The sequence below is a fragment of the Pseudomonas sp. 21 genome (genome assembly GCF_000955805.1).
GTDB lineage: Bacteria > Pseudomonadota > Gammaproteobacteria > Pseudomonadales > Pseudomonadaceae > Pseudomonas.
This window is the reverse complement of sequence record NZ_JYOA01000008.1, coordinates 65693-92036: the sequence shown is the minus strand read 5'-3', so window position 1 is coordinate 92036 and position 26344 is coordinate 65693. Positions and strand designations below refer to the sequence as shown.

Annotated in this window: 22 protein-coding genes and 1 pseudogene; 14 read left to right on the top strand and 9 right to left on the bottom strand. The window is 66.7% G+C overall.

Annotated elements, in window-relative coordinates; genetic code table 11:
* Positions 1 to 298: 298 nt before the first annotated feature.
* Complete coding sequence (locus UB43_RS19800) at positions 299 to 553, bottom strand: hypothetical protein (RefSeq protein ID WP_045214385.1); 255 nt, start codon at positions 551 to 553, stop codon at positions 299 to 301.
* Positions 554 to 706: 153 nt separating this feature from the next.
* A complete protein-coding gene (locus tag UB43_RS19795) occupies positions 707 to 2254 on the bottom strand; it encodes an MFS transporter (protein WP_045214384.1) in 1548 nt (515 codons plus the stop codon).
* Positions 2255 to 2395: 141 nt separating this feature from the next.
* Here UB43_RS19795 and UB43_RS19790 point away from each other — a divergent pair, with 141 nt between their 5' ends.
* Complete coding sequence (locus tag UB43_RS19790; RefSeq protein ID WP_045214382.1) at positions 2396 to 3286, top strand: LysR family transcriptional regulator; 891 nt, start codon at positions 2396 to 2398, stop codon at positions 3284 to 3286.
* On the opposite strand, the pseudogene UB43_RS29950 reads toward UB43_RS19790, so the two are convergent.
* Together UB43_RS29950 and fabF are read right to left on the bottom strand one after the other, a co-directional pair.
* Positions 3256 to 3327, bottom strand: a pseudogene (locus tag UB43_RS29950) (VOC family protein); the annotation flags it as partial. The gene UB43_RS19790 and the pseudogene UB43_RS29950 overlap by 31 nt on opposite strands.
* Positions 3328 to 3383: 56 nt before the next feature.
* Complete coding sequence (gene fabF, locus UB43_RS19785) at positions 3384 to 4658, bottom strand: beta-ketoacyl-ACP synthase II (RefSeq protein ID WP_045214380.1); 1275 nt, start codon at positions 4656 to 4658, stop codon at positions 3384 to 3386.
* Between the two features lie 107 nt (positions 4659 to 4765).
* On the opposite strand from fabF, the gene UB43_RS19780 reads away from it, so the two are divergent.
* Entirely contained in the window at positions 4766 to 5260 is a 495-nt protein-coding gene (locus tag UB43_RS19780) for a helix-turn-helix domain-containing protein (protein WP_045214378.1), read from the top strand.
* A gap of 34 nt (positions 5261 to 5294) precedes the next feature.
* Here the strand turns inward: UB43_RS19780 and UB43_RS19775 are convergent, their stop codons facing one another.
* The gene (locus tag UB43_RS19775; RefSeq protein ID WP_045214376.1) at positions 5295 to 5648 is read right to left on the bottom strand and encodes a VOC family protein; all 354 of its coding nucleotides are present in this window, start codon (positions 5646 to 5648) and stop codon (positions 5295 to 5297) included.
* Positions 5649 to 5792: 144 nt separating this feature from the next.
* On the opposite strand from UB43_RS19775, the gene UB43_RS19770 reads away from it, so the two are divergent.
* Both UB43_RS19770 and UB43_RS19765 read left to right on the top strand, forming a co-directional pair.
* Positions 5793 to 6614, top strand: coding sequence for a helix-turn-helix domain-containing protein (locus UB43_RS19770; protein WP_045214375.1), 822 nt, complete (start codon positions 5793 to 5795; stop codon positions 6612 to 6614).
* Positions 6615 to 6721: 107 nt separating this feature from the next.
* Positions 6722 to 7222 carry a RimK/LysX family protein gene (locus UB43_RS19765; RefSeq protein ID WP_045214373.1) on the top strand — a complete coding sequence of 167 codons (501 nt, stop codon included), beginning with the start codon at positions 6722 to 6724 and terminating at the stop codon, positions 7220 to 7222.
* Here the strand turns inward: UB43_RS19765 and UB43_RS19760 are convergent.
* On the bottom strand, positions 7219 to 8118 hold the full coding sequence (locus UB43_RS19760) for a LysR family transcriptional regulator (RefSeq protein ID WP_045214371.1): 900 nt from the start codon (positions 8116 to 8118) through the stop codon (positions 7219 to 7221). The two genes, UB43_RS19765 and UB43_RS19760, sit on opposite strands and share 4 nt — an antisense overlap.
* 106 nt (positions 8119 to 8224) lie before the next feature.
* On the opposite strand from UB43_RS19760, the gene UB43_RS19755 reads away from it, so the two are divergent.
* Entirely contained in the window at positions 8225 to 9613 is a 1389-nt protein-coding gene (locus tag UB43_RS19755; RefSeq protein WP_045214369.1) for an aldehyde dehydrogenase family protein, read from the top strand.
* A 58-nt stretch (positions 9614 to 9671) separates the two neighbouring features.
* Here the strand turns inward: UB43_RS19755 and hemN are convergent, their stop codons facing one another.
* Positions 9672 to 11069 (bottom strand): oxygen-independent coproporphyrinogen III oxidase, encoded by a 1398-nt coding sequence (gene hemN / locus UB43_RS19750; protein WP_045214367.1) that lies wholly within the window; start codon positions 11067 to 11069, stop codon positions 9672 to 9674.
* A gap of 457 nt (positions 11070 to 11526) precedes the next feature.
* On the opposite strand from hemN, the gene UB43_RS19745 reads away from it, so the two are divergent.
* From UB43_RS19745 to UB43_RS19710, 8 genes are all read left to right on the top strand, one after another.
* Positions 11527 to 14175, top strand: a complete 2649-nt coding sequence (locus UB43_RS19745) for an MFS transporter (RefSeq protein ID WP_045214366.1) — start codon at positions 11527 to 11529, stop codon at positions 14173 to 14175.
* Positions 14176 to 14240: 65 nt separating this feature from the next.
* On the top strand, positions 14241 to 18002 hold the full coding sequence (locus tag UB43_RS19740; protein ID WP_045214364.1) for a nitrate reductase subunit alpha: 3762 nt from the start codon (positions 14241 to 14243) through the stop codon (positions 18000 to 18002).
* Positions 17999 to 19558, top strand: a complete 1560-nt coding sequence (gene narH / locus UB43_RS19735; protein ID WP_045214362.1) for a nitrate reductase subunit beta — start codon at positions 17999 to 18001, stop codon at positions 19556 to 19558. The genes UB43_RS19740 and narH overlap by 4 nt, the downstream gene beginning before the upstream one ends.
* The gene (narJ, locus tag UB43_RS19730) at positions 19551 to 20309 is read left to right on the top strand and encodes a nitrate reductase molybdenum cofactor assembly chaperone (RefSeq protein ID WP_045214360.1); all 759 of its coding nucleotides are present in this window, start codon (positions 19551 to 19553) and stop codon (positions 20307 to 20309) included. The genes narH and narJ overlap by 8 nt, the downstream gene beginning before the upstream one ends.
* Before the next feature lie 32 nt (positions 20310 to 20341).
* Entirely contained in the window at positions 20342 to 21025 is a 684-nt protein-coding gene (gene narI, locus UB43_RS19725) for a respiratory nitrate reductase subunit gamma (protein ID WP_045214358.1), read from the top strand.
* Positions 21026 to 21038: 13 nt separating this feature from the next.
* A complete protein-coding gene (locus UB43_RS19720; protein WP_045214356.1) occupies positions 21039 to 21866 on the top strand; it encodes a peptidylprolyl isomerase in 828 nt (275 codons plus the stop codon).
* Positions 21867 to 22080: 214 nt separating this feature from the next.
* Positions 22081 to 22746 carry a hypothetical protein gene (locus tag UB43_RS19715; RefSeq protein ID WP_371318989.1) on the top strand — a complete coding sequence of 222 codons (666 nt, stop codon included), beginning with the start codon at positions 22081 to 22083 and terminating at the stop codon, positions 22744 to 22746.
* A 4-nt stretch (positions 22747 to 22750) separates the two neighbouring features.
* The gene (locus UB43_RS19710) at positions 22751 to 23368 is read left to right on the top strand and encodes a metalloregulator ArsR/SmtB family transcription factor (protein ID WP_045214354.1); all 618 of its coding nucleotides are present in this window, start codon (positions 22751 to 22753) and stop codon (positions 23366 to 23368) included.
* 2 nt (positions 23369 to 23370) lie between these two features.
* On the opposite strand, the gene UB43_RS19705 is transcribed toward UB43_RS19710, so the two are convergent.
* On the bottom strand, positions 23371 to 23634 hold the full coding sequence (locus UB43_RS19705; protein ID WP_045214351.1) for a hypothetical protein: 264 nt from the start codon (positions 23632 to 23634) through the stop codon (positions 23371 to 23373).
* 217 nt (positions 23635 to 23851) lie between these two features.
* On the opposite strand from UB43_RS19705, the gene UB43_RS19700 reads away from it, so the two are divergent.
* Positions 23852 to 25033: a GGDEF domain-containing protein gene (locus UB43_RS19700; protein WP_045214349.1), complete on the top strand. Its 1182-nt coding sequence runs from the start codon at positions 23852 to 23854 to the stop codon at positions 25031 to 25033.
* 52 nt (positions 25034 to 25085) lie between these two features.
* Here the strand turns inward: UB43_RS19700 and aguA are convergent, their stop codons facing one another.
* Positions 25086 to 26201 (bottom strand): agmatine deiminase, encoded by a 1116-nt coding sequence (gene aguA / locus UB43_RS19695; protein WP_045214348.1) that lies wholly within the window; start codon positions 26199 to 26201, stop codon positions 25086 to 25088.
* Between the last annotated feature and the right edge of the window lie 143 nt (positions 26202 to 26344).

Genomic DNA, 26344 nt, shown 5'->3' with positions numbered 1-26344 from the left:
CAGAAAGTTTCAATACGTATTTTTTGTAGCATTCACTACAACGCACAGGCACACGACTTCAGCCTGGCGGCGTAGACGTCCGCCTGCGATTTTTCAGTGAAGAGACGCGGCTTGCTTGCAGGCGCGTTGAACGTCGTTGGCGCCGGCAGTCAGGCGCAATGAACGAAGAGGGAAAAGCCGGCGCAGGAATGCGCCACGGCGCCAGCCACGATTGCCAGGATTTGCACCGGCGCGCCGAAGCTAGCGCTCGCCCGCGAGGCCTCCGCCGGCGCCATGGCCAAGACTGCGCCCAGCGGCGTCAGACGCCGTCGTCGAGGCGCTCGACCCAGCGTTCAGCCGCATCATGGGATGCCCGGAAGGCTTCCTCGTGGGACTCCCACGGGCCAACCACCACGTCCAGCGGCGACACGCCGGCCGGCATCTTCGCCAGCGACAGCAGCACCTCGCCCACCTTGCCCGGGGCGATGTAACGCGGCGACATCAACACGGCGACGCCCGTGGACGTCAGGTATTCACTGGGTGCCATGAACTCCGGCTCGACTGACGACTGCATGCGCTTCTCCCCCTGGCCACGGATGGCCCGATCTGCTCTGGATGGCGGCGACGAGGCGCACAACGCGCACTCTCCCTGATTCCTGACCCGGCCGGGCGAACGACAGTTCCGGCAACCACCGTCGGCCCGCCGGGTAGCGGACAAACGGGCGTTTCAGGCCGGCACAGGCTCGTGCACCGGCATCGGCCGACCAAGCAGCGTGCCCACCAGCAGCGCGAACACCAGCGCCGCGACACCCGCCACCAGCAACACCTCCTCGAAACCACCGATGAAGGCCTGCTGCACAGCGGGGGCCAGCGCATCGCGCAGGTTCGGATCGACCATCGACAGCGCCGCCGTGATGTCACCGGCCGCCGCGCGGGTCGCCATTTCGGCGGCCTTGTCCAGTTGCGCAGGGGCAATCTTTGCCAGCGCGTCACGCAGCAACTGGGCGCTGCGTGCAGCCAGGACGCCGCCGAGAATGCCGATGGCCAGCACGATGGCGGCGAAGCGCGTGGTGGTGCTCAGCCCAGAGGCCATGCCGGTGCGCTCGCGGGGCACGCAGGCCATGATGTTCTTCTGCGTATCGCCGTTGAGCAGCCCGGCGCCGGCACCCAGCACCAGGCTGGCGAGGGCGAAGGCCGGGTAGCCGCCCTGCCCGGCCGCCAGCGCGCAAAGCAGGTTGCCCGCACCGACCAGCGACAGGCCGAAGGCGAAAATCTGCGCCGGGCTGAAGCGCCCGCTCAGGCGCATGCCCACCCGCGGCGCCAGCAGCATCGCCAGGGCGAACGGCAGCATCCCCGCGCCCGCTGCTATCGCTGACATCTGCAGGCCGTTCTGCAGGTACAGCGGCAGCAACGTCATCATCACCTGGGCGCAGGCGGCGTAGGCAAACATGCCGAGCAAGGCGCCGATGAAGCGGCCACTGCGCATCAGCCGCAGGTCGATCATCGGCCGCGCCTGGCTGCGCTCCACCAGCACGAACAAGCCCAGCAGACCGGCACTGACCAGCAGGCGCGCGAGGGTCGGCGGGCTGTCCCAGCCAACGCGATTGCCGTCGATCAGCGCCCAGATCAGGTAGCCCAGCCCGCCGGCGAAGGTCAGGCTGCCCAGCGGGTCGAGTCGTGCCGAAGCGCTGTCGCGGGACTCCTCGATGCTGCGCAGCGCCATCGCCCCCAGCAACACTACCAGCGGCAGGTTGAGGTAGAAGATCCAGCGCCAGCCCAGGGTGGCGGAGATCACCCCGCCCAGCAGCGGCGCAAAGGTGATGGTGGCGCCCATGCACGCGCCCCAGAAGGCCCAGGCCCGCAGGCGCTCTTCAGGCTCATGGAAGCGGTGGCCGATGGCGGCCAGTGCCGAGGTCAGCAGCAAGGCCGCGCCGACGCCCTTGGCGGCACGGGCGATATCCAGGAACAGCAGGCTCGGCGCCGCGCCACAGGCCAGCGAGGCCGCGCCGAACAGCACCAACCCGAGCAGCAGCATGCGCCGCCGGCCGAAACGGTCGGCCAGGCTGCCGGCGGGCAGCAGGCAGGCGGCAAAGGCCAGCAGGTAGGCGCTGACCACCCACTCGATGTCGGCGAAGGACCCGGACAGGTCGCGAGCGATGCTCGGCAGCGAAACGGCGACGATGTTGGTGTCGAGGATGATCAACGCGCACACCGCCGAGGCGGTCAGCAGGGTGAAGCGGGCGGAGGGTCGTGGGCGAATCGCAGGGTCGGACATGGCAAGGCTTCCAGCGTTGGCCGGCACGCCGGGTTTTGCCCTCGCCGCGCCAGCCTTGTAGTGTTGCCTCCACGGTAACGCCCGCGTGCGCCGGGCTTGTTAGCCACGGCGGCCTTCGTCATTAGCCTGCGACTAACGAACATGGAAATCCGTCATTTCCGCTACTTCCTCAGCGTCGCCCACCACGGCCACTTCACCCGCGCGGCCGAGCAACTGGGCATCGCACCGCCGACCCTGAGCCGGCAGATCCAGGACATGGAAAAGGAACTGGGCGTACTGCTGTTCCAGCGCAGCCAGCGCGAGGTGCGCCTGACCGCCGCCGGCGAAGCCCTGCGGGTGGAGGCCGAACGCGCGGTGCGCCAGTTCGACGCCGCGCAATTGGGCGCGCAACGTGCCGGCCGGGGCGAAACCGGGCATCTGCGCCTGGGCTACGTGGCCTCGGCGGCCTATTCCGGCGTGCTGCAGCAGCATGTCGAGCAGTTCACCCGCGCCCTGCCGGCGGTGGACCTGGACATCCGCGAAGCGCCCATGGCGCAGTTGCCGGCGCAGGTGCGCGACGGTGCGCTCGACCTCGCCTACGTGCGTTCACCGATGCAGCTGCCGGAAGAACTGCACGCCATCGCGCTGCAGGAGGAAGGCTTCGTCCTCGCCCTGCCCGCTGCCTCGCGCCTCAACGAGCTGCCGGAGATTCGCGCCGCGCGGCTGAGCGAGGATACCTTCATCCTTCCGGAGCAGATCTCCGGCACCCTGGAAGTCGCCAGCGCTGGTGGTTTTTCCCCGAACCTGGGCCAGCAGCCGGGCAGTCTGGTGGCAGTGATCGCCCTGGTGTCCCTCGGCCGCGGCATCGCCATCGTCCCGGAGTCGGTGGTCCGCCGGGTGCAGCTGCCACAGGTGAACTACCGCTCGCTGGCCGACTGCGCCCCGCGTTCCTGGCTGTCGCTGCTGCACCGGCGCTTCGAGAAATCCCCGCTGGTGCGGCGCTACATCGAGCAGGTCAAGGCTCAGTCCGCCGACCACACCGCCAGCTCGTAGCCGTCCGGATCGATGAAATGGAAGCGCCGGCCACCGGAGAACTCGAGGATAAGGCGGCCAACAGCAGTGATCTGCTTGCTGTTCGGCCGCCCAGGAATCACTCGTTCGACCAGCGTCGGAACAGCACACTGGCATTGACGCCGCCAAAGCCGAAGCCATTGGAGAGCGCGTAGTCGGTGTTCAGCGCTTGCGGCCGGATGGTTGCCAGGCTGAGCCCGGCGGCCAGCGGATCCGGGTTGCCCAGGTTGAGCGTCGCCGGAGCCAATTGGTCCCGCAGCGCCAGCACGGTGAAAATCGCCTCGATCCCACCCGCCGCGCCCAGCAAATGCCCCGTGGAAGACTTGGTGGCACTGATTATCGGCGACGCCGCCCCCTGGAAGACCGCCTTGATGGCCGCCAGCTCGGCCTTGTCCCCAACCGGGGTCGAGGTTGCATGGGCATTCAGGTGGCCTATCTGGCCTGGTGAAACGCCGGCCTGTTGCAAGGCTTTTTTCATGGCCCGCTGAGCCCCATCGCCGTCCTCGGGGCCGGAGGTGATGTGGTAAGCGTCGGCACTCGTGCCATAACCCACCAGCTCGGCCAAGGGTTTTGCTCCCCGCGCCAGGGCGTGCTCAAGCTCTTCGATGACCAGCAGGCCAGCCCCTTCACTCATCACGAAGCCCTCGCGCGCCTCGTCGAAAGGGCGCGAAGCCGTCTCCGGACTTCCATTGAATTCGCTGGCCAAGGTCCGTGCAGCCGCAAAGCCAGCCAGGCTGACGCGATGGATGGCAGCCTCCGCGCCGCCACACAGCGCCACATCCACCTCACCGGCCAGGATCATGCGGGCCGCATCGCCGATGGCTTGTACGCCTGCCGCGCAGGCGGTGACCGGCGCTCCCAGCGGTCCCTTCAAACCATGCCGAATGGAAACCTGGCCGGCCGCCAGATTGCACAGGAACGAGGGAATGGTGAAGGGCGACAGGCGACGCGGCCCCTTGCTGTCCGTCGTCCGCACCGCCTCAGCGATCGCCGGGAAGCCGCCAATGCCCGAGGCAATGATGGTTGCGGTGCGCTCCTGGTCCTGTGCTGTGGCGGGCTTCCAACCCGCTTGCGCCAGCGCCTCCTCCGCCGCCGCCAGCGCAAAGAGGATGAAGCGATCCACTTTCCGTTGATCCTTGGGGGACAGAACCCGGTCGGGGTCGAACCCGCCTTCCGAATCCTCCTCAAGAGCCGGCACCTGGCCGCCGATTCGTACCGAAAGGTCACCGATCAGCGACTCCGGGAGCGGGCGAATGCCCGACTTGCCCGCCAGGAGGCGCTCCCATACCAGCTCCACGCCACAACCCAGCGGCGTAACGGCGCCCATTCCTGTCACAACGATACGTTTGCTCATCGAGGCCACTCCTTCGCGGCTGCTACTCTGTTGTACTGATGACGTTACTATCATAATGAAAGTAACATCCAATACGGCTACCCCGACCACGAGCGCGAAAAATCGCTATGCAACGCAAGACAATGAAAGATGCGGAGTGCCCCGTGGCGCTGAGTCTCGAACACGTGGGCGAATGGTGGAGCCTGCTGATCATGCGCGATGCCCTGCACGGCCTGACACGCTTCGATGAGTTCTCCAGAAGCCTGGAGATCGCACCGAACATGCTCACCCGCCGGCTCAATGCGCTAGTGGAGGCAGGGCTGCTGGAGAAGCGCGCCTACAACGCAAAGCCTCTGCGCTACGAGTACATCCCGACCGAGCGCGGGCGTGACCTGAAAGCCGTTCTCTTCGCGCTCATCGCCTGGGGTAACAAGCACTTCGCCGGGGATGCGCCGAGCGTCCAGGTGGTGGAGCGGGCAACCGGCGAGGTGCTGCAGCCCATGATGGTCAATCCCGAATCAGGCCGGATCGTTCCGTGGGAAGACTGCGCGCTCAGCCATGGCTCAGGCGCCAGCCAAGGAATGCGGGAGCGACTCGGGAGCATCAGGAACGACTGGACATGAGCCAGGCTCCGACGCAGCCCGGGCAGGTGTGGAATCAGTCCGCCGACCACACCGCCAGCTCGTAGCCGTCCGGGTCGATGAAATGGAAGCGCCGGCCACCGGGGAAGGTGAAGGTCGCGCGGCTGATGCTGGCGCCAGCCGCCTCGAGACGAGCCTGGGTCTGCACCAGATCGTCGGCGTAGAGGATCACCAGCGGGCCGCCGGGGCGTACCGGCTCGCCGGTGGTGAAGCCGCCCGTGAGACGACCGTCGCTGAATTCGCTGTAGGTGGGGCCGTAGTCGGTGAAACTCCAGCCGAAGGCGCTGCCGTAGAAGGCCTTGCTGCGCGCGATGTCGCTGACGTTGAACTCGATGTTGTCGATCTGACGGTCGTTTCCGCGGATACCCATAGTCGCCTCCTGGCAAGTCATGTCGGCCCGATCCTACGGCAAATTCCCCGCGAGCACGGTGTGTCGCGCCAGTCGGCCGCAGGGTGATTGGCCAACCTGCGCGGATTGGCGAATAATCATCGCGTCTCAGCCAGATTCACCACCATGCTCAACATTCCCCTCGCCAGCGTCGACGACATCGACCGCGCCGTGCTCGCCATCGGCACCGACTACCCGCTTGGCACACTGCTCAAGCCCCACGCCCACCGCCGCGCGCAGTTCCTCTACGGCATGAGCGGGCTCATGGAGGTGGAGACCGAGGACGGCGCCTGGGTGATCCCGCCCTACAGCGGCGTGTGGATTCCCGCCGGCAAGCAGCATCGGGTGCTGATGCGCGGCGTCAGTACCCGCAGCCTGTACATCGACCCGCTGGTGCCGGTGCGCGATACCCTGCTGTGCCAGGCTCTGACCGTCTCGCCGCTGCTGCATCACCTGCTGCTGGCCAGCGTCGAGGTGCCGGCACTGCATGACGAGAGCGGCCGCGACGGCGACCTGATCCGCCTGCTGCTCCACGAACTGCGCGAGGCGCCGAGCCTGCCGCTGTTCGCCCCGCTGCCGGCCCATCCGCGCTTGCTCGAACTGTGCCGGGACTTCCTGCGTGCGCCGGTTATCGACGTCACGGCCAACCTCTGGGCCGCCGAGCTGCACTGCAGCACGCGCACCTTCAGCCGGCTGTTCCGCCAGCAGACCGGCCTCTCCTTCGGCGCCTGGCGCCAGCAGGCCTGCCTGCTCGCCGCCGTCACCCGGCTCGCGGCGGGCAACCCGGTTACCCGCGTGGCGCTGGAGCTGGGCTATGACAGCCCGAGCGCCTTCTCCAGCATGTTCCGCCGCAGCCTGGGCGTGGCGCCCAGCAGCTACCAGGCCTCGGCGGACAGCGCTGCGGCGCCGTGCAGCACTCCGTGTAGGACGGCCGCTGGTCGGCAATAATGGCCATCAGCCACCAAAGCACATTTCGATGACCGGCATTTAACGCCGCCATAACTTTCCGGGCTCAACTATCGAGTCGTCCGCCGCCCGACACCCGGAGAATGGCCATGGAGTTGAATTCGCTCTCGCTCGCCATGCTGGTCCTGACGTTCGTGGCCTCGCTGAAAGCCCGCTCCGAGCAGCGCCCGGTGACCGGCTGGATCGAGGAAGTCCGCCTCTACCCCGGCGCCATCGCCCTGAAGGCCAAACTCGACACCGGCGCCCTCACCTCCTCGATGGACGCACGGGAAATCCGCTACTTCCGCCGCGGCTCGCAGCAATGGGTCAGGTTTCGCGTGGTCGGCAGGAACCGCGAAACCGGCGAACCGTTCAGCCAGGAATTCGAACGCCCGCTGGTGCGCCGGGTGCGGCTGCGCGGAGCCGGAGGCGTCGATCATCGTCCGGTGGTGACGATGGAGGTGGGCATCGGCCAGCAGATGCTGGTCGAGGAATTCTCCCTGCGCGACCGCAAGGACATGCTCTACCCCCTGCTGCTGGGCCGTCGGACGCTGGAACGCATCGGGCCGGTGGACACCCGCCGGACCTTCACCCAGCAGCCCCGTCACTAGAGCGGGGCAGCCGGGCCTCCGGCCATGTCCAGCGCCGCGGCCTGCTCGTCGACCAGTTGGCGGAACAGCTCCAGCGAGCGCGAACGCGAGTCGCTGCGCCAGATCAGCCAGGTGTTCAGCCGGGCAAAGTCGCCGACCATCGGCCAGGCACTGACCGAGGCGCTGCCGGGCATGTTGCTCAGCATGCTGCGCGGCATCACCGCCAGGCCGCCGCCGGCGCTCACGCAGGCGAGCATGCTGTGGTACGACTCCAGCTCGCGGATGGCGCCGGGGGCCGCACCGTCGGCGGCGAACCAGCGTTCGAAGTGATGGCGATAGGAGCAGTTGTCGCGGAACACGTAGATCATCTCGCCGTCGGCATCCTGGCCGCGCCGGATCGGCGCGTGGTGCGATGGCGCGACCACCAGCATGTCCTCGTCGAACACCGGCACGCCCTCCAGCGCCGGGTGCCTGATCGGCCCGTCGACGAAGGCGGCGATCAGCTCGCCGGCGATCACCCCGTCGATCATGTCGCCCGACGGCCCGGTGGACAGGTCCAGCTCCACCTTCGGGTACTGCTGGTGGTAGCGCGCCAGCAGGCGCGGGATGCGCACCGCCGCGGTGCTTTCCAGCGAGCCGATGGGAAAGCGCCCGGTGGGCTCCTTGCCCGAGACCACCACGCGCGCCTCTTCCACCAGGCCAAGGATGCGCGTGGCGTAGACGAGGAAGTCATGCCCGGCCAGGGACAGGCGCAGGCGATTGTTCTCGCGGATGAACAGGTCGGCGCCCAGGTCCGCTTCCAGCTGCTTGATCCGTGTGGTCAGGTTGGACGGCACGCGGTGCATGGCCTGGGCCGCGGCGGCGATGCTCTTGTGGGCGGCCACGGCGCAGAAGATTTCCAGCTGGACAAGGTCCATTTCATTCTCCAAACGAGAGCGTAATCGTCATTATTATTCAGTTTTCATAAACATGATTCAACGCGACACTGGCTCCACTCCCAACCCCATCTTCCAGGAGCGAGCCATGAGCATCACCCCGCAGACCCACGCGATCTCCCGCAACCCCGCCAACGGCGAGGTGATCGACAGCTACGCCTTCGAGTCCGCCGAGGCCCTGGAGCAGTCCCTGGCCCGCGCGGCCCAGGGCTACGCCACCTGGAAGCGCACCCCGCTGGACCAGCGCGCTGCCGCCCTGGTACGCCTGGGCCAGGCCTTGCGCGCCAACGCCGATGCCCTCGCCGCCACCATTACCGCCGAAATGGGCAAGCCGATCACCCAGGCCCGTGGCGAGGTGGAAAAGTGCGCCGGCCTGTGCGACTGGTACGCCGCCAATGGCCCGCAGATGCTCGCCCCGGAGCCGACCAGCGTGGAGCACGAGCGCGCCTGGATCGAATACCGCCCGCTGGGCCCGATCCTCGCGGTGATGCCGTGGAACTTCCCGATCTGGCAGGTACTGCGCGGAGCAGTGCCGGCGCTGCTGGCGGGCAACACCTATGTACTCAAGCATGCGCCGAACGTCATGGGCAGCGCCTACGGGATGCTGCAGGCGTTCCAGCAGGCAGACTTCCCGGCGGGCGTTTTCGAGGTGATCAACGTCGGTAACGACCTGGTGTCCCAGGCCATCCGCGACGATCGCATCGCCGCTGTCACCGTGACCGGCAGCGTGCGCGCCGGCTCCGCCATCGGTGCCCAGGCGGGTGCCGCGCTGAAGAAGTGCGTGCTGGAACTGGGCGGCTCGGACGCCTTCATCGTGCTCGCCGACGCCGACCTCGAGGTGGCCGTGAAGGCCGCCGTCGCCGGGCGCTTCCAGAACTCCGGGCAGGTCTGCGCCGCGGCCAAGCGCTTCATCATCGAGGAAAGCATCGCCGACGCCTTCACCGAGCGCTTCGTCGCCGCGGCCCGCGAGATGACGATGGGTGATCCGACCCTGGCGCAGACCTACGTCGGCCCGATGGCCCGCTTCGACCTGCGCGACGAACTGGACGACCAGGTGCAACGCACCCTGGCCGAAGGCGCCACCCTGCTGCTGGGTGGTGGCAAGGTGGAAGGCGCGGGCAACTTCTACCAGCCGACCGTGCTGGCCGACGTCACCCCGGACATGACCTCGTTCCGTGAAGAGCTGTTCGGCCCGGTGGCCTCGATCATCCGCGCGAAGGACGCTCGTCATGCGCTGGAGCTGGCCAACGACAGCGATTTCGGCCTGACTGCCACGGTGTTCACCGCCGACCTCGCCCGCGCCCGGCAGATGACCGCCGAACTGGACGTCGGTGGCGTGTTCATCAATGGCTACAGCGCCAGCGACGCGCGGGTCGGTTTCGGTGGTGTGAAGAAGAGCGGCTTCGGTCGCGAACTGTCGCACTTCGGCGTGCGCGAGTTCTGCAACGCGCAGACCGTGTGGGTCGACCGCCGCTAAGCGCCGAAAACGCAACGGCCCGCCTCGAAGGCGGGCCGTTTTGCATCCGGCTGTAGTATCAGATCGTGCGCGAGAAGCGCTCCTGCTGCGCGCCGCCCAGGTAGGCGTCGAAGGCCATGGCCACGCTGCGCATCATCAGCTGGCCCTGGGGCAGCAGCACCAGCGCGTCGTCGTGCAGTTCGATGAGGCCGTCGCCAACCTGCTCCTGCAACTGCCGCAACGCCCCTTCGAAGTACTCGCCAAAACGAATGCCGTGGCGCTCCTCCAGCGGCGCGTAATCCACCCGGCCATGGCACATCAGCGCGCTGATCACTTCGCGACGCAGGCGGTCGTCGTCGGTCAGGCGATAGCCCTTGTGCACCGGCAGCAAGCCTTCGTTGATCCGCGCGTAATACTGCGACAGCTCCTTCACGTTCTGCCCGTAGGTGTCGCCGACCTTGCTGATGGACGACACGCCCAGGGCGATGAGGTCGCAGTCGGCGTGGGTCGAATAGCCCTGGAAGTTGCGTTGCAGGGTGCCGTTGCTGCGGGCCACGGTGAGTTCATCGTCCGGCAAGGCGAAGTGGTCCATGCCGATATAGACATAGCCCGCCGCGGTCAGGCGCTGGATGGTCAACTCCAGCAGCTCCAGTTTGCGCTCGGGGGGCGGCATGTCCTCGCGGCGGATCAGCCGTTGAGCGCGCACCCGCTCGGGCAGGTGGGCATAGCTGTAGGCGGCGATGCGGTCGGGACGCAGGGCGATGATCTTGCCCAGCGTGGTGTCGAAACTCGCCACCGTCTGCAACGGCAGGCCGTAGATCAGGTCCACGGAAACCGACTTGAACTTCGCCGCGCGGGCCGCCGCGACCAGGTCGAAGACCTGCTGTTCGCTCTGCACTCGATTGACCGCTTGCTGCACCTGCTCGTCGAAATCCTGCACGCCGAAGCTCAGGCGGTTGAAGCCCTGGGCGCGCAGCTCGGCAATACGCTCGCGGCTGATGGTGCGCGGGTCGACTTCGATGGAGAACTCGTGGTCATCGCTCTCGTCGAGGTTGAAGTGCTCGCGCAGGCTGTCCATCACCTCGCCCAGCTGCTCGCTGGTGAGGTAGGTCGGTGTCCCGCCGCCCAGGTGCAGCTGGGTGAGCTTGCGCGTGCCGTCGAAGAGTTCGGCCTGCATGGCGATCTCGCGCTTGAGGTAATCCAGGTACTCCACGGCGCGGTGGGTCTTCTGGGTGATGATCTTGTTGCAGGCGCAGTAGTAGCAGAGGCTCTTGCAGAACGGGATATGGATGTACACCGAGAGCGGCTTGGCCGCGCTCTCGGTGCCGCGATGGTTGCTGCGCTGGGCGGCCGCGCGGTAGTCGTCGGCGGCGAAGGCGCCATGGAACTGCGGCGCGGTGGGATAGGAGGTATAGCGCGGGCCGGGACGGTCGTACTTCTCCACCAGCGCGCGGTTGAAACTCATCGATTCGGGCATGACACGGGCTCCTGAGGCGCTGGCAGTCTGTCGCTGCGAGTCGCCGCCGCACGATACTCCGCTCAAGCTACGCGCCTCCTGCGCAGGATCAAGAAGTTCTCTCGCGCAGGACTGATCTCCGCGTTCGTACAGCATTTGCCGATTGATGGCGGCCGCCCGATCGAAACAATGGCAATCTAATGGCCATCGTTATTTATATTTCCATACAGCGAAACGCCAAACCCTGCACGTTCGCTGCAATATCCCGCCCGGTTTTGGAATTCCCCTTGATCTGCGTCTAGGCTGAGCCTCTGCAGCACCGTCGAGTGCCAAGACAACCAGAAACGCCACAAGACTGACCGTGATTCGGCTAATGGCAATGCCCGCGAGCGCAGGTGACCACTGACCTGCCCCGGCGTCGTCACGGCTGGATGGAACGAACCGTTGCTGACGGTACCTTCAAGGGACTGCGTGCAGAATGGCTACTTCAATCCCAGCCGGCGACCGCTATCGCGCCCTCGGCTTGTCGACCCTTGCCTTTACCCTGTGCTTCGCCGTGTGGACGCTGTTCTCCATCCTCGGCCTGCAGATCAAGAACGAGTTCGGCCTCAGCGATACCCAGCTCGGCCTGCTGATGGCAACGCCGGTGCTGACCGGCTCGATCTCGCGCATCTTCCTCGGCCTGTGGACCGACCGCTACGGTGGCCGCTGGGTGTTCGGCCTGCTGATGCTGGTGTCGGCCGTCTGCGTCTACCTGCTGACCTTCGCCAACAGTTTCCCGATGTTGCTGGTGGCCGCCCTGGGCGTGGGCCTGGCCGGCGGCGGCTTCATCGTCGGCACCGCCTACACCGCCACCTGGTTCGAACCGGGGCGCCAGGGCACCGCGCTGGGTATCTTCGGCGCCGGTAACGTCGGCGCCGGCCTGACCAACCTCGCCGCCCCGCTGCTGATGCTCGCCCTCGGCTGGCGCGGCGCCGCGCTGGTCTACGCCCTGGTGCTGGGCGCCATGGGCATCCTGTTCATCCTGCTGGCCAAGACCGACCCGCAGGCCGCCACCCGCCAGGCCAAGGCCATCCCGCTGTCCGAGCAACTGGCGCCGCTGGCCGAGCTGCGCGTGTGGCGCTTCTCGCTCTACTACTTCTTCGTCTTCGGTGCCTTCGTGGCGCTGGCCCTGTGGCTGCCGCACTACCTGATGGAGGTGTACGGCCTGGGCCTGGCCGCCGCCGGTTTCGTCGCCGCGCTGTACACCGTGCCGGCCTCCCTGTTCCGCATCCTCGGCGGCTGGCTGTCGGACCGCCACGGCGCGCGCCGGGTGATGTACTGGACCCTGAGCCTGTCGGTGATCTGCACCTTCCTGCTCAGCTATCCACCGACCCGCTATGTCGTCACCGGCGTACGCGGCGAGGTGGAGTTCTCGATGCACCTGGGGCTGATCGGCTTCGCGGCGATCATCATCGTGCTGGGCTTCTTCATGTCCCTGGGCAAGGCGGCGGTGTTCAAGCACATCCCCACCTATTACCCGCAGCATGTCGGCGTGGTCGGCGGGCTGGTGGGGATGATGGGCGGCCTGGGCGGTTTCCTGTTGCCGCTGACCTTCGGCATGCTCAATGACGTGGTCGGCATCTGGCAGAGCTGCTTCATGCTGCTGTTCCTGATCGCCGCCGGTGCGCTGGCCTGGATGCACTACGCGATCCGCATGGCCGAGCGGGTGGAATGGGCCGAAAGCAACCCGTCCCGCGACCTGCCGGAACTCTCCACCCCCAGCAGCTTCGTACTGCGCGAATGGCACCCCGAGGACCCGGCGTTCTGGGAGCAGACCGGCAAGCGCATCGCCACGCGCAACCTGTGGATTTCCATCCCCAACCTGCTGCTGGCCTTCGCCATCTGGATGGTCTGGTCGGTGGTGGTGGCCAAGCTGCCGCTGGCGGGCTTCAACTACAGCGCCAACCAGCTGTTCTGGCTGGCCGCCCTGCCCGGCCTGTCCGGCGCCACGCTGCGCATCTTCTACAGCTTCATGGTGCCGATCTTCGGCGGCCGGCGCTGGACGGCGCTGTCCACCGCATCGCTGCTGCTGCCGGCGCTGTGGATCGGCTTCGCCGTACAGAATCCGAACACGCCGTACCTGGTGATGCTGATCCTCGCCCTGCTCTGCGGCCTGGGCGGCGGCAACTTCTCCTCGAGCATGGCGAACATCTCGTTCTTCTTCCCCAAACAGGCCAAGGGCGCGGCCATGGGCCTGAACGCCGGGCTGGGCAACCTGGGCGTGAGCGTCATGCAGTTCGCCGTACCGCTGTGCATCACCATGGCGGTATTCGGCGGCCTGGGCGGCGAGCCGCAGATGACCGCCGCCGGCACACCGCTGTGGCTGCAGAACGCCGGCTTCATCTGGGTGCCCTTCATCGTCATCGCGACCATCGCCGCCTGGTTCGGCATGAACGACATCGCCAGCGCCAAGTCATCCTTCGCCGACCAGATGGCGATCTTCAAGCGCAAGCACACCTGGCTGATGAGCGTGCTCTACACGGGCACCTTCGGCAGCTTCATCGGCTTCTCCGCCGGTTTCCCGCTGCTGGCCGGGCACCTGTTCCCCGGCGTCGACGTGCTCAAGTTCGCCTTCCTCGGCCCCCTGATCGGGGCGCTGGCCCGCGCCTTCACCGGTGGCCTGGCGGACCGCTTCGGCGGCGGGCGGATCAGCCTCTGGGTGTTCGTCGCCATGGCCGTGTGCGTCGGCGGCGTGCTGTTCTTCATCGCCGGCAAGGACCAGCCGGGTGCCTTCTGGGGCTTCCTGGCGATGTTCCTGCTGCTGTTCTTCTTCTCCGGCGTGGGCAATGCCAGCACCACGCAGATGATCCCGGCGATCTTCCGGATCATGACGCCACGCCTGTTCCCCGGCCTGCCCGCCGAGCAGCAGGGCCTGCAGAGCGAGAAGGAGTCCGCCGCCGCGGTGGGCTTCATCTCGGCGGTGGCGGCCTACGGCGGCTTCTTCATCCCGAAATCGTTCGGCAGTTCGTTCGACCTCACCGGAGGCCCGGAATGGGCGCTCTACGGGTTCATCGTGTTCTACGTGCTGTGTATCGCGCTGACCTGGTTCTTCTACACCCGTGGCAATGCCGAAGTGCGTTGCTGAAGCGTCGCGTTGCTAGAGAGCTGCGCTGCTGGCTCTAGTGGCGCGCACAGATTAGGAGGAGAAACATGAGCTTCTTCATCGACCGTCTGCGCTACCTGGTCAAGCGTCCCCCGGAGTTCGCCGGCGGCCACGGTGAAACCCGCGATGAGAGCCGCGACTGGGAAGACGGCTATCGCCAGCGCTGGCAGTTCGACAAGATCGCCCGCTCGACCCACGGGGTGAACTGCACCGGCTCCTGCAGCTGGAAGATCTATGTGAAGAACGGCCTGGTCACCTGGGAAACCCAGCAGACCGACTACCCGCGCACCCGCCCCGACCTGCCCAACCACGAGCCCCGTGGCTGCCCGCGCGGCGCCAGCTACTCCTGGTATCTGTACAGCGCCAACCGGCTGAAATACCCGATGGTGCGCAAGGCGCTGGTGCAGCTCTGGCGCGATGCGCTGGCGACCCACAAGGACCCGGTACTGGCCTGGGCGAGCATCGTCGAGGACCCGCAGAAGTCCAGGCAGTACAAGTCCATCCGCGGCCGTGGCGGATTCGTGCGCGCCGATTGGGACGAGATGCAGACCCTGGTCGCCGCCGCCAACGTCTACACCGTGAAGACCTACGGCCCGGACCGCGTGGTCGGCTTCTCGCCGATCCCGGCGATGTCGATGGTTTCCTACGCCTCGGGCACCCGTTACCTGTCGCTGATCGGCGGCGTGTGCCTGTCCTTCTATGACTGGTACTGCGACCTGCCGCCCGCCTCGCCGCAGGTGTGGGGCGAGCAGACCGACGTGCCCGAGTCCGCCGACTGGTACAACTCCGGCTACATCATCGCCTGGGGTTCCAACGTCCCGCAGACCCGTACCCCCGACGCGCACTTCTTCACCGAGGTGCGCTACAAGGGCACCAAGACCATCGCCATCACCCCGGACTACGCGGAAATCTCCAAGCTCTGCGACGAGTGGATGAGCGCCAAGCAGGGCACCGACTCCGCGCTGGCCATCGCCATGGGCCATGTGATCTTCAAGGAATTCCACCTGGAGAAACCCAGCGCCTACTTCACCGACTACATCCGCCGCTACACCGACATGCCGATTCTCGTGGAACTGGAGCCGCGCGACGACGGCAGCCTGGTGCCGGGCAAGCAACTGCGCGCCAGCGACTTCGACGGCAACCTCGCCCAGGCCAACAACCCCGAGTGGAAGACCGTGGCCTGGGACGAGAGCGGCGATCGTCTGGTGGTACCGCGCGGCGCCATCGGCTTCCGCTGGGGCGAGAGCGGCCACTGGAACCTGGAACAGGTCGACGCCGACGGCAAGGAAATCAGCCTGCGCCTGTCGCAACTCGGCCAGCACGACGAAGTGGCGCGGGTGGCCTTCCCCTACTTCGGCGGCATCGAGCGCCAGCACTTCCCCAACGTGAAGGTGCGCGATGTCATCTACCACCACGTGCCGGCCAAGCGCCTGAAACTGGCCGATGGCCGCGAGGTGCTGGCCGTCACCGTGTTCGACCTGACTGCCGCCAACTACGGCATCGACCGTGGCCTGCAAGCCACCGTCGGCGGCGCGGGCGAGGACGACGGCGCCAGCGACTACGGGCAGATGAAGCCCTACACCCCGGCCTGGCAGGAGGCGATCACCGGGGTGCCGGCGGCGCAGATGATCCGCATCGCCCGCGAGTTCGCGCAGAACGCCGACAAGACCCACGGGCGCTCCATGATCATCGTCGGTGCCGGGATGAACCACTGGTACCACATGGACATGAACTACCGCGGGCTGATCAACATGCTCATCCTCTGCGGTTGCATCGGCAAGAGCGGCGGCGGCTGGTCGCACTACGTCGGCCAGGAAAAGCTGCGCCCGCAGACCGGCTGGACACCGCTGGCCTTCGCCCTCGACTGGCACCGCCCGCCGCGCCACATGAACGGCACCTCGTTCTTCTACAACCACTCCAGCCAGTGGCGCTACGAGAAGCTGGAAGTGAAGGAGCTGCTCTCCCCGCTCGCCCGTCCGCAGGACTTCAGCGGCAGCCTGGTGGACTTCAACGTGCGCGCCGAGCGCATGGGCTGGCTGCCCTCGGCACCGCAACTGAGCATCAACCCACTGCGCCTGGCCGCCGCCGCCCAGGCCGCCGGCAAGAGCACGGTGGACTACACCGTCGAACAGCTGAAAAGCGGCCAGCTGCGCTTTGCCAGCGAAGACCCGGACAACCCGCAGAACCACCCGCGCAACCTGTTCGTCTGGCGCTCCAACCTGCTCGGCTCCTCCGGCAAGGGCCACGAGTACATGCTCAAGTACCTGCTGGGCACCAAGAACGGCCTGCTCGGCAAGGACCTCGGCGAAACCGGCAGGAAGCCCGAGGAGGTCGTCTGGAAGGACGAGCCCATCGAAGGCAAGCTCGACCTGCTGACCACCCTGGACTTCCGCATGTCCACCACCTGCCTGTACTCGGACGTGGTGCTGCCCACCGCCACCTGGTACGAAAAGGACGACCTCAACACGTCGGACATGCACCCCTTCATCCACCCCCTCACCGCCGCCACCGACCCGGCCTGGGAAGCGCGCAGCGACTGGCAGATCTACGACGGCATCGCCCGCGCGTTCTCGCGCCTGTGCGTCGGCCACCTCGGTGAGGAAACCGACCTGGTCACCCTGCCCCTGCAGCACGACAGCCCCGGCGAGCTGGCACAGCCGCAGGTGCTGGACTGGAAGAAAGGCGAGTGCGAGGCGATCCCCGGCAAGACCATGCCTTCGCTCATCGAGGTCAAGCGCAACTACCCGGAAACCTACGAGCGCTTCAGCGCCGTCGGCCCGCTGCTGGACACCATCGGCAACGGCGGCAAGGGCATCGCCTGGAACACCGAAACCGAAGTCGACCTGCTCGGCAAGCTCAACTACCGCAAGCTCGAAGGCTCCGCCGAGGGCCGGCCGAAGATCGCCTCGGCCATCGACGCCGCCGAGATGATTCTCGCCCTGGCGCCGGAGACCAACGGCCAGGTGGCCGTGAAGGCCTGGGCGGCACTGTCGAAGATCACCGGGCGCGACCACACACACCTGGCCAAGCCCAAGGAAGAGGAAAAGATCCGCTTCCGCGACCTCGTCGCACAGCCGCGCAAGATCATCTCCAGCCCCACCTGGTCGGGCCTGGAAGACGAGCACGTGAGCTACAACGCCTGCTACACCAACGTGCATGAGCTGATCCCGTGGCGCACCGTCACCGGCCGCCAGCAGTTCTACCAGGACCACCCGTGGATGCGCGCCTTCGGCGAAAGCCTGATGGTCTACCGGCCGCCCATCGACACCAAGGCCGCCGCCAGCGTTGCCGCGCCCAAGAGCAACGGCAACCCGGAGATCGCCCTGAACTGGCTGACCCCGCACCAGAAGTGGGGCATCCACTCCACCTACAGCGACAACCTGCTGATGCAGACCCTGTCGCGCGGCGGGCCGATCGTCTGGATGTCCGAGGACGACGCCCGCTCCATCGGCGTCTCCGACAACGACTGGATCGAGTTGTACAACGCCAACGGCGCCATCGCCGCCCGCGCGGTGGTGAGCCAGCGGGTACGCCCGGGCATGGCGATGATGTACCACGCCCAGGAACGCATCCTGAACATCCCGGGCTCGGAGATGACCGGCACGCGCGGCGGCATCCACAACTCGGTCACGCGGGTCTGCCCCAAGCCGACCCACATGATCGGCGGCTACGCGCAGCTCTCCTATGGCTTCAACTACTACGGCACCGTGGGATCCAACCGCGACGAGTTCGTCATCGTGCGCAAGATGCGCCGCGTCGACTGGCTCGACGGCGAAGGCAACGACTATCAGCAGGAGGCCGTCAAATGAAGATTCGTTCCCAGGTCGGGATGGTCCTGAACCTCGACAAGTGCATCGGTTGCCACACCTGCTCAGTCACCTGCAAGAACGTCTGGACCAGTCGTGAAGGCATCGAGTACGCCTGGTACAACAACGTCGAGACCAAGCCCGGCATCGGCTACCCGAAGGAATGGGAGAACCAGAAGAAATGGAACGGCGGCTGGGTGCGCAACGCCGACGGCTCCATCAACCCGCGCATCGGCGGCAAGTGGCGGGTGCTGGCGAACATCTTCGCCAACCCGGACCTGCCGGAGATCGACGACTACTACGAACCCTTCACCTTCGACTACCAGCACCTGCACAGCGCCAAGCAGGGCGACCACCAGCCCGTGGCACGGCCGCGTTCGCTGATCTCCGGGCAGCGCATGGACAAGATCGAGTGGGGCCCGAACTGGGAAGAACTGCTCGGCACCGAGTTCGCCAAACGGCGCAAGGACATCAACTTCGACCAGGTCCAGGCGGACATCTACGGGCAGTTCGAAAACACCTTCATGATGTACCTGCCACGCCTGTGCGAACACTGCCTGAACCCGGCGTGCGTGGCCTCCTGTCCCAGCGGCGCGATCTACAAGCGCGAAGAAGACGGCATCGTCCTCATCGACCAGGACAAGTGCCGTGGCTGGCGCATGTGCATCAGCGGCTGCCCGTACAAGAAGATCTACTACAACTGGAAAAGCGGTAAGTCCGAGAAGTGCATCTTCTGCTACCCGCGCATCGAGACCGGCCAGCCCACCGTGTGCTCGGAAACCTGTGTGGGGCGCATCCGCTACCTCGGCGTGCTGCTCTACGATGCCGACCGCATCGAGGAAGTGGCCGCCTCCAAGGATGACCGTGACCTCTACCACCGCCAGTGCGAGATCTTCCTCGACCCGCACGACCCGGAAGTCATCGCCCAGGCGCGCAAGGACGGCATCCCCGACAACGTGATCGCCGCCGCCCAGGCCTCGCCGGTCTACAAGCTGGCCATCGACTGGCAGCTGGCGCTGCCGCTGCACCCGGAGTACCGCACCCTGCCGATGGTCTGGTACGTGCCGCCGCTCTCCCCGATCCAGTCCGCCGCCGAGGCCGGGCACGTGGAATTCGACGGCGTGCTGCCCAAGGTCGAGTCGCTGCGCATCCCGGTGCGCTACCTGGCCAACATGCTCACCGCCGGCGAGGAAGCACCGGTGGTGCTGGCCCTCAAGCGGCTCATGGCGATGCGTGTGTACATGCGCGCCAAGCACGTCGACAAGGAGCTCAATACCGAGGTGCTGCAACAGGTCGGCCTGACCCAGAACCAGGTCGAGGAGATGTACCGCTACCTGGCGATCGCCAACTACGAGGACCGCTTCGTCATCCCCACGGGCCACCGCGAGCACATTCCCGAGGCCTATGCCGAACGCAGCGGTTGCGGCTTCACCTTCGGCGACGGCTGCAACGGCGGCGGCAACAACCAGGTCAGCCTGTTCGGCGGGCGCAAGAACACCACCACGCTGGTCAAGCCGGTGCAGACCTTCGACCCGGTGGAGGACAGTCGCCATGGGTAACTACGAACCGTATGAAGGCCCCGTCGTGGGCCTGCTCAGCCTGCGCGTGCTGGCGCGCCTGCTCGACTACCCGACTGCCGAGCTGCAGGCCGCCAGCGCCGAAGCCGTGGAGATTCTCGACGGCGAGGACCGCCTGCCGCTGACGCTGCGCGCGGAGCTGGCGCAGTGGTGCGGCGAGTTGGCCGCCGGCGACCTGCTCGACCTTGAGGAGGCCTACGTCGAGCTGTTCGACCGTGGCCGCGCCACCTCGCTGCTGCTGTTCGAGCACGTCCACGGCGAATCCCGAGACCGCGGCCAGGCCATGGTCAACCTGCTGGCCGAGTACGAGGCCGCCGGCTTCCAGCTCGACGCCCGCGAGCTGCCGGACTACCTGCCGCTGTTCCTGGAGTACCTGTCCACCCGCGGCCATGAGGAGATCGGCCAGTGGCTGGGTGACATCCAGCACATCCTCGCCCTGCTCGCCGCGCGTCTGGAAGAGCGCGATACCCGCTACGCGCTGGTGCCACGCGCCCTGCTCGCACTGATCGGCGCCACCGAGGCCATCGACGAGCAGCGCCCCGTCGCCGCCGGCGAAGCGCCGGACAACACGCCCCAGGCGCTGGACGCGGTGTGGGAGGAAGAAGCCGTGCGCTTCCACGCCGAAACCGACAAGGACTGCAGCCTGCAGTCCGCCGAAGGACGACGCCTGGCCGAGCGCAAGTACGAAGCGCTGCCCCAGGTCGTGCAGATCATGCCGTCAGAGCGTCCCTGAACCCGGCAAAGAATGAACGGAGGCCCGCCATCATGTTCGAGCAATACCTGCTCCAATTCATCTACGGCATCTACCCCTACCTCGCCGGCACCGTGTTCCTGATCGGCAGCCTGATGCGCTACGACTACGGCCAGTACACCTGGAAGACCGGCTCCAGCCAGATGCTCTCGTCAAAGCACATGCGCCTGGCGAGCAACCTGTTCCACATCGGCATCCTGGCGATCTTCGGCGGCCACCTGGTCGGCCTGCTGACGCCGCACTGGGTCTACGCGCCGTTCCTCTCCGCCGGGCACAAGCAGCTGATGGCGATCATCTTCGGCGGCATCGCCGGGGTGCTCTGTGTGATCGGCGGCGCCATGCTGCTCTGGCGGCGGCTGGCCAACCCGCGCGTGCGGGCCTCCTCCAGCGCGATGGACAACCTGATCATCGCCCTGCTCCTGCTCCAGGCGTGCCTCGGCCTGACCACCATTTTCGCCTCGCTGGACCACCTGGACGGCGGCATGATGCTGGCGCTGGCCAACTGGGCGCAGGCCATCGTGTTCTTCCGCGGTGGCGCCGCCGACTTCGTGATGGAAGCGCCGCTGATCTTCAAACTGCACATCTTCATCGGCCTGACCATCATCCTGCTGTTCCCCTTCACCCGCCTGGTGCACGTGTGGAGCATTCCCCTGGGCTACTTCGGGCGTAACTACCAGATCGTCCGCCGCCGCGGCTGAGGAAGAAACGCAGATGGACATGATTGCAGTCGAGAACCTCCCCGATTCGCCGATCCCGGTGATCCGCGTCGGCGACACCGAACTCACCGAAGCGGACATCGCCAGGGAGACGCCCTTCCACCCGGCCTCCTCGCTGGCCGATGCGCAACTCAGCGCCGTGCGCGCACTGGTCGTGCGTGAACTGCTGTCGCAACGCGCCAGCATGCTCGGCCTGACGGCGAGCATCGCGGATGATGACCAGGCCGTCGCAACCCTGCTGGATCGCGAGCTGAACGTCCCGGAGCCGGACGAAGCCACTTGCCGTCGCTACTTCGACACCCACCGCGAGCGCTTCTCCGAGCCGACCCGCCTGCGCGTGCGGCACATCCTGCTGCCCGCCGCACCGGAGGACGCCAAGGCCCGCGACGCGCACTACCGGCTGGGCGAGAAGCTGCTGAAGGAACTGGGCGAACACCCCGAACGCTTCACCGACCTGGCCCAGCGGCATTCCGCCTGCCCGTCCAGAGACGAAGGCGGCGAGCTGGGCTGGCTGACCTCCGGGCAGACCGTGGCCGAACTGGACCAGGCCCTGCAGCGCCTGCCGGTGGGCCTGCACGACCGGCCGCTGGCGTCTCGCTACGGCTGGCACCTGGTAAGCATCGACGAGCGCCAGGAGCGCAAGCCGCTGCCCTACGCCCAGGTCGCCAACCACGTGCACCACAGCCTGCGCGAGGAATCAACCCGCCACGCGCTGCGCCAGTACCTGCTGGCGCTGGAGAAGGAGATCGGTGTCCGGGGCTTCAGCCTGGATGAAGACCCCATCGAAGGCTCCAGCAACCGGCGCAGCGATATCGGGCTCTGAATGCGCGCCTGCTTCTGAAAACCTGACCGGGCCAATGCCTGCGCAGCGATGCTGCCAGGCATTGGCCAACATGTGGCGAAACTCCCCGCCTTGATCCTGCCAGCCTGCTGACGCAAGCAACAGCATCAGCCTCCACCGCCTTCGGTCGGATAAATCAATTACGGCATCTTTATATGCCTTAATTGATTTTGAAGTCCCTACCGAGGCTATCGCCATGAAAACCGTCTCGTCGCTTTTCGTTGTGTTCGCCACGCTCTGCGCCCTTGCCACTGACGCCAGCGCCGCCAGCTACTCCACCCCGATGTCCCACGAAAGCAGCGCCGCCTCTTCCCCGGCGGCATTGAACAACCGCCTTGCCCTGCGCGACCTGTGGCAGGAGCACATCTTCTGGATCCGCGACTACGTGCAGGCCAACCAGGTCGGCGACAAGGCCCAGGCCAGGGTCGCCGCCGACCAGGTGGTGGCCAACGCTACCCGCATCGCCAACGCCATCGCGCCGCTCTACGGCCAACCGGCCGCCGACCAGTTGCTCAAGCTGCTGGCCGGGCACTGGGGCGCGGTGAAACACTACAGCGACGCCACCGTCGGGAAGGACGATGACGGGCGCAAGGCCGCCGTCAGCGAGTTGACCAGCAATGCCGGGGCTATCGCCAGGTTCCTCGCCGCGGCCAACCCGAACCTGCCGGAGCAAGACCTGGTCGCCCTGCTCAGTACCCACGGCGCCCAGCACATCGCACAGATCGACCAGTTGGCCGCGCACGACTACGCCAATGAAGCGAAGACCTGGCAGGGCATGCGCCAGCACATCCAGATGCTCGCCGACGCGCTGAGCGCAGCGCTGGTCAAGCAGTTCCCGGACAAATTCCACACCGCGGGGTAGAAGCATGCTTCAGGGAATGGGCCGTACCCAGCAGGACCTGCTCGCCGCCCTGCTCTACCAGGCGGGCGGCATGAGCATCGACGAACTGGCCGAGCAACTGGCCGTGACGCGCACCGCCGTGCGCCAGCACCTGGCCGCGCTGGAGCGCGATGCACTGGTCCTGCGCGGCCCCACTCGCCCCACCGGGCGCCGCCCCGAGCAACTGTACCGGCTGAGCCCGCGCGGCCGGGAACTCTTCCCCCGGCACTACCAGTTGCTCGGTGACCTGCTGATCGGCGAGATAGCGCAGCTGATTGGCGCGCAGGCGTTGCAGGAAATGATGCGCAAGCTGGGCACGCGGCTGGCCGGCGAGCTGGAAACCGAGCCGGTGAACGAGGAGCGCATCGCCGAGCACCTCAGCGACAATGGCTACGAGGCGCAGGTGATCTTCCGCAGCTCCGGAGAGGCAGAGATCGTTGCTCACAACTGCGTGTTCCATCACCTGGCCGAGCAGCACCCGGAAGTCTGCGAACTGGACCTGGCGCTGATCGGCACCCTGGGCGGCCACCCGGTCGAGCACCTGGAGTGCATGCACCGGGGCGGCGAGACCTGCCGCTTTCACCTGCGCCGCGAGGCTGGCTGAGATCAGGAGCGCTCGCGGCGCACCGCCGAGAGGATGCTGGTGGGGATCGACATCAGCAGGATATAGGCCGACACCGCCAGCATCAGCCCGCCGCTGCCCAGCAACAGGTAGCGGCGCTCCTTCACCACGGTCACGTCCAGGCCGCCGGAGAAGAGAATCCAGCCCAGCCCCGCCAGGGCCACGGTGAACAGGATGGCGATCAGGTAACTGGCCGCGACGATCAGGAACCACAGCGGGCTCCAGCGCCGGCGCGTTGGCTTTTCCATGGCTTCGGGCCTCCCAGCCCCACAGCAACGACTCACGAACCCGCGCAGTCTGATGGCCACTGGCCGCTTCTGCAATGCGACGAAAGCGGAAGAAGCGCTTCCCAGACGCGACAGGGGCGCTACAAACCCGACCGGAAGCGCCCGGCTGGCATACCGGAAAACCAGCAAGGGCGCTTACAATCACGGTTTTTGCCGACAGTGCAGTACGGTTTCGAAAATGGCGCTCGACCCACCCACCATGTTGACTATCTCGGTCGCCCTCGCGGCGGCCGCAGCGTTGTATCTGGCCATCGAATGGCGCAGCGTGCGCGAGCGTTCGCTGCTGTTCTGGAGCGCGGGATTCGCCACCATCACCATCGGTTCCACCCTCGCCCTGATGCGCATGAGCGGCTACCTGCTGGTGGGCATCTGGTTCGCCAATGGCCTGCTGGTGCTGGCGCACTGGTTCTTCCTCAGCGGGGTGGCGAAGTTCACCGAGGCACGGCTGTCGCGGGGCTGGCTGCTGGTCCCGCTCACCTGGGCGGCACTGCTGGCGCTGCCCGACGGCGGCCCGCTGTGGTCAAAGCTCATGCTGCTGGCCAACTCCTGGCTGGTCGCCCTGCTCTCCCTGCGCGCCAGCTACCTGCTGCGCCCCCACGGCAAGTCCCTGAGCGTAGGCGCGGTGCAGCTGCGCTACGTGATGCTGGTACACGGCGCCTTCTACCTGGCCAAGGGCGCGACGGTGATCATCCCCGGCACGCTGATCGACCTCGCCGCCTTCCGCGGCGAAATCATCCAGATTTCCCTGGTCGAAGGCGCCATGGCGATCATGCTGATTGCCCTGTCGATGACCGGCACCGAACGCTATCGCCGCGAGAAGCGCATCGCCCGTCTTGCCGCACGCGACCCGTTGACCGCCCTGTACAACCGCCGCGCACTGGAAGTCCGTGCGCCCCGCGTGTTCGAGGACATCTCTGCGGAACGCCCCGGCGCGCTGTTGCTGATCGATATCGACAACTTCAAGCAGGTCAACGACCTGCACGGGCACACCGCCGGCGACCGCCTGCTGGTGGCGCTCAGCGAATTGATCCGGGCGGCGTTGCCCGAGCGAGCGGTGGCAGCGCGGCTGGGGGGTGACGAGTTCGTCATCCTGCTGGGCAACGTCAGCGGCGAACAGGTGATGGCGCTGGCGGCCAAGCTGCGCGAGCAATTCCAGAGCACCGCCACGCAGAACTTCGCGACGCCCCAGGCGGTAACCCTGAGCATCGGCGCCAACCTGTTCGACCAGCCGCCGGCCAGCCTCGCTGCGCTGATCGAGCAAGGCGACGCCGCGCTCTATGATTCCAAGCGCGGCGGCCGCGACAGCATCCGCCTGATGGACCGCACGGTTGCCGGTGGCGACCCGCTGCGGCTGGGCTGATTCGCGCTGACGTGAGCAACGCGGCCCGTACGGCTCGGCCCGCGCGGGAACCTCAGCCGCGGCGCGCCGGCGCCGCGTACTGGGGCATGGTGATGCAACCGATGTTGCCGCCACCCAGGAGGATTTCCCGCGAGTTGTCGATACCGATCACGCGCTTGTCCGGGAACAGCTCGGCCAGCACGCCCTGGGCGATGCGGTCGTTCGGGTCGTTGAAGAACGGCATGACGATGGCCGAATTGCCGGTGTAGAAGTTGATGTAGGAGGCGCAGATTTTCGTGCCCTCCTGGCGCTCGAAACTGCCGTCGACCTGGTCCAGGCCCTCGGCTTCGGCAGTGGTCCACTCCAGCACCTGCGGCTGCGGCAGCTTGTGCACCTCCAGCGAATTGCCACGGGCATCGCGGGCGCTGCGCAGCACGTCGTAGGCCTCCTGGTAGATCTCCCACTGCGGGTCGCTGCGGTCGTCCGTCCACTGCATCACCACCACGCCCGGCCGCACGAAGCACGCCAGGTCGTCGACGTGGCCGTCGGTTTCGTCGAACTTGCAGCCACGCGGCAGCCAGATCACGTGTTCGGCGCCCAGGTAGTCGCAGAGCCGGCGGGTGACTTCTTCCTTCCCCAGGTGGGCATTGCGGTTGCGGTTGAGCAGGCATTGCTCGGTGGTCAGCAGGGTGCCCTGGCCGTCGCTGCGGATGCTGCCCATCTCGGCGATGATCGATGCGCGATAGCGGTCGAAGCCTTCAATCTCGAGGATCTTCTGCGCGATCTGGTCGTCCTTGTCCCAGGGGTAGTAGAGGCCGCCGTCGAGGCCGCCGTAGGCGTTGAACTGGAAGTCCACGCCGCGCATCTCGCCGGTAGCGTCGTTGACCAGGAAGGCCGGGCCGCTGTCGCGGAACCAGGTGTCGTTGCAGGTCATCTCCACCACCCGCACGTTCTCGGGGAGCATGCGGCGGGCGTTGGCGTATTGCGCGGCCGAGGCGCAGACGGTCACCGGCTCGCTGCTGGCGACGGCGCTGACCACCTCGACCCAGATCTTCTGCGCCGGCTTGCCGCCGTTGCGCCAGACGTCCGTGCGCTCCGGCCAGCCGAGCCAGCAGCGGGCCTTGGGTTCGAATTCACCGGGCAGGCGGAAGCCGTCGGCCTTGGGCAGGGTCGAGTGGGTACGGGACATTGGAGCTCTCCGGGTGGTGTAAGGGATGGCGCAAGATTGCCGCCCCGGAGCGCCAGCAACCACTGATGAAATTCGCGGAATAGACGAATTAAATTCACCATTCAGCGAAACAAAGATGAAGTCATTGTAGGAGCGGGCCATGC

What these genes read in the sequence shown, in the direction of transcription:
- UB43_RS19755 (WP_045214369.1), top strand. Translation starts at nt 8,225, where the DNA reads ATGAGCATCACCCCGCAGACCCACGCGATCTCCCGCAACCCCGCCAAC.
- narH (WP_045214362.1), top strand. Translation starts at nt 17,999, where the DNA reads ATGAAGATTCGTTCCCAGGTCGGGATGGTCCTGAACCTCGACAAGTGC.
- UB43_RS19775 (WP_045214376.1), bottom strand. Translation starts at nt 5,648, where the DNA reads ATGGGTATCCGCGGAAACGACCGTCAGATCGACAACATCGAGTTCAAC.
- fabF (WP_045214380.1), bottom strand. Translation starts at nt 4,658, where the DNA reads ATGAGCAAACGTATCGTTGTGACAGGAATGGGCGCCGTTACGCCGCTG.
- UB43_RS19800 (WP_045214385.1), bottom strand. Translation starts at nt 553, where the DNA reads ATGCAGTCGTCAGTCGAGCCGGAGTTCATGGCACCCAGTGAATACCTG.
- UB43_RS19710 (WP_045214354.1), top strand. Translation starts at nt 22,751, where the DNA reads ATGCTTCAGGGAATGGGCCGTACCCAGCAGGACCTGCTCGCCGCCCTG.
- UB43_RS19740 (WP_045214364.1), top strand. Translation starts at nt 14,241, where the DNA reads ATGAGCTTCTTCATCGACCGTCTGCGCTACCTGGTCAAGCGTCCCCCG.
- UB43_RS19700 (WP_045214349.1), top strand. Translation starts at nt 23,852, where the DNA reads ATGGCGCTCGACCCACCCACCATGTTGACTATCTCGGTCGCCCTCGCG.
- UB43_RS19745 (WP_045214366.1), top strand. Translation starts at nt 11,527, where the DNA reads ATGGCTACTTCAATCCCAGCCGGCGACCGCTATCGCGCCCTCGGCTTG.
- UB43_RS19780 (WP_045214378.1), top strand. Translation starts at nt 4,766, where the DNA reads ATGCAACGCAAGACAATGAAAGATGCGGAGTGCCCCGTGGCGCTGAGT.
- narJ (WP_045214360.1), top strand. Translation starts at nt 19,551, where the DNA reads ATGGGTAACTACGAACCGTATGAAGGCCCCGTCGTGGGCCTGCTCAGC.
- UB43_RS19760 (WP_045214371.1), bottom strand. Translation starts at nt 8,118, where the DNA reads ATGGACCTTGTCCAGCTGGAAATCTTCTGCGCCGTGGCCGCCCACAAG.
- UB43_RS19705 (WP_045214351.1), bottom strand. Translation starts at nt 23,634, where the DNA reads ATGGAAAAGCCAACGCGCCGGCGCTGGAGCCCGCTGTGGTTCCTGATC.
- hemN (WP_045214367.1), bottom strand. Translation starts at nt 11,069, where the DNA reads ATGCCCGAATCGATGAGTTTCAACCGCGCGCTGGTGGAGAAGTACGAC.
- UB43_RS19720 (WP_045214356.1), top strand. Translation starts at nt 21,039, where the DNA reads ATGGACATGATTGCAGTCGAGAACCTCCCCGATTCGCCGATCCCGGTG.
- UB43_RS19715 (WP_371318989.1), top strand. Translation starts at nt 22,081, where the DNA reads ATGAAAACCGTCTCGTCGCTTTTCGTTGTGTTCGCCACGCTCTGCGCC.
- UB43_RS19795 (WP_045214384.1), bottom strand. Translation starts at nt 2,254, where the DNA reads ATGTCCGACCCTGCGATTCGCCCACGACCCTCCGCCCGCTTCACCCTG.
- UB43_RS19770 (WP_045214375.1), top strand. Translation starts at nt 5,793, where the DNA reads ATGCTCAACATTCCCCTCGCCAGCGTCGACGACATCGACCGCGCCGTG.
- UB43_RS19765 (WP_045214373.1), top strand. Translation starts at nt 6,722, where the DNA reads ATGGAGTTGAATTCGCTCTCGCTCGCCATGCTGGTCCTGACGTTCGTG.
- aguA (WP_045214348.1), bottom strand. Translation starts at nt 26,201, where the DNA reads ATGTCCCGTACCCACTCGACCCTGCCCAAGGCCGACGGCTTCCGCCTG.
- narI (WP_045214358.1), top strand. Translation starts at nt 20,342, where the DNA reads ATGTTCGAGCAATACCTGCTCCAATTCATCTACGGCATCTACCCCTAC.
- UB43_RS19790 (WP_045214382.1), top strand. Translation starts at nt 2,396, where the DNA reads ATGGAAATCCGTCATTTCCGCTACTTCCTCAGCGTCGCCCACCACGGC.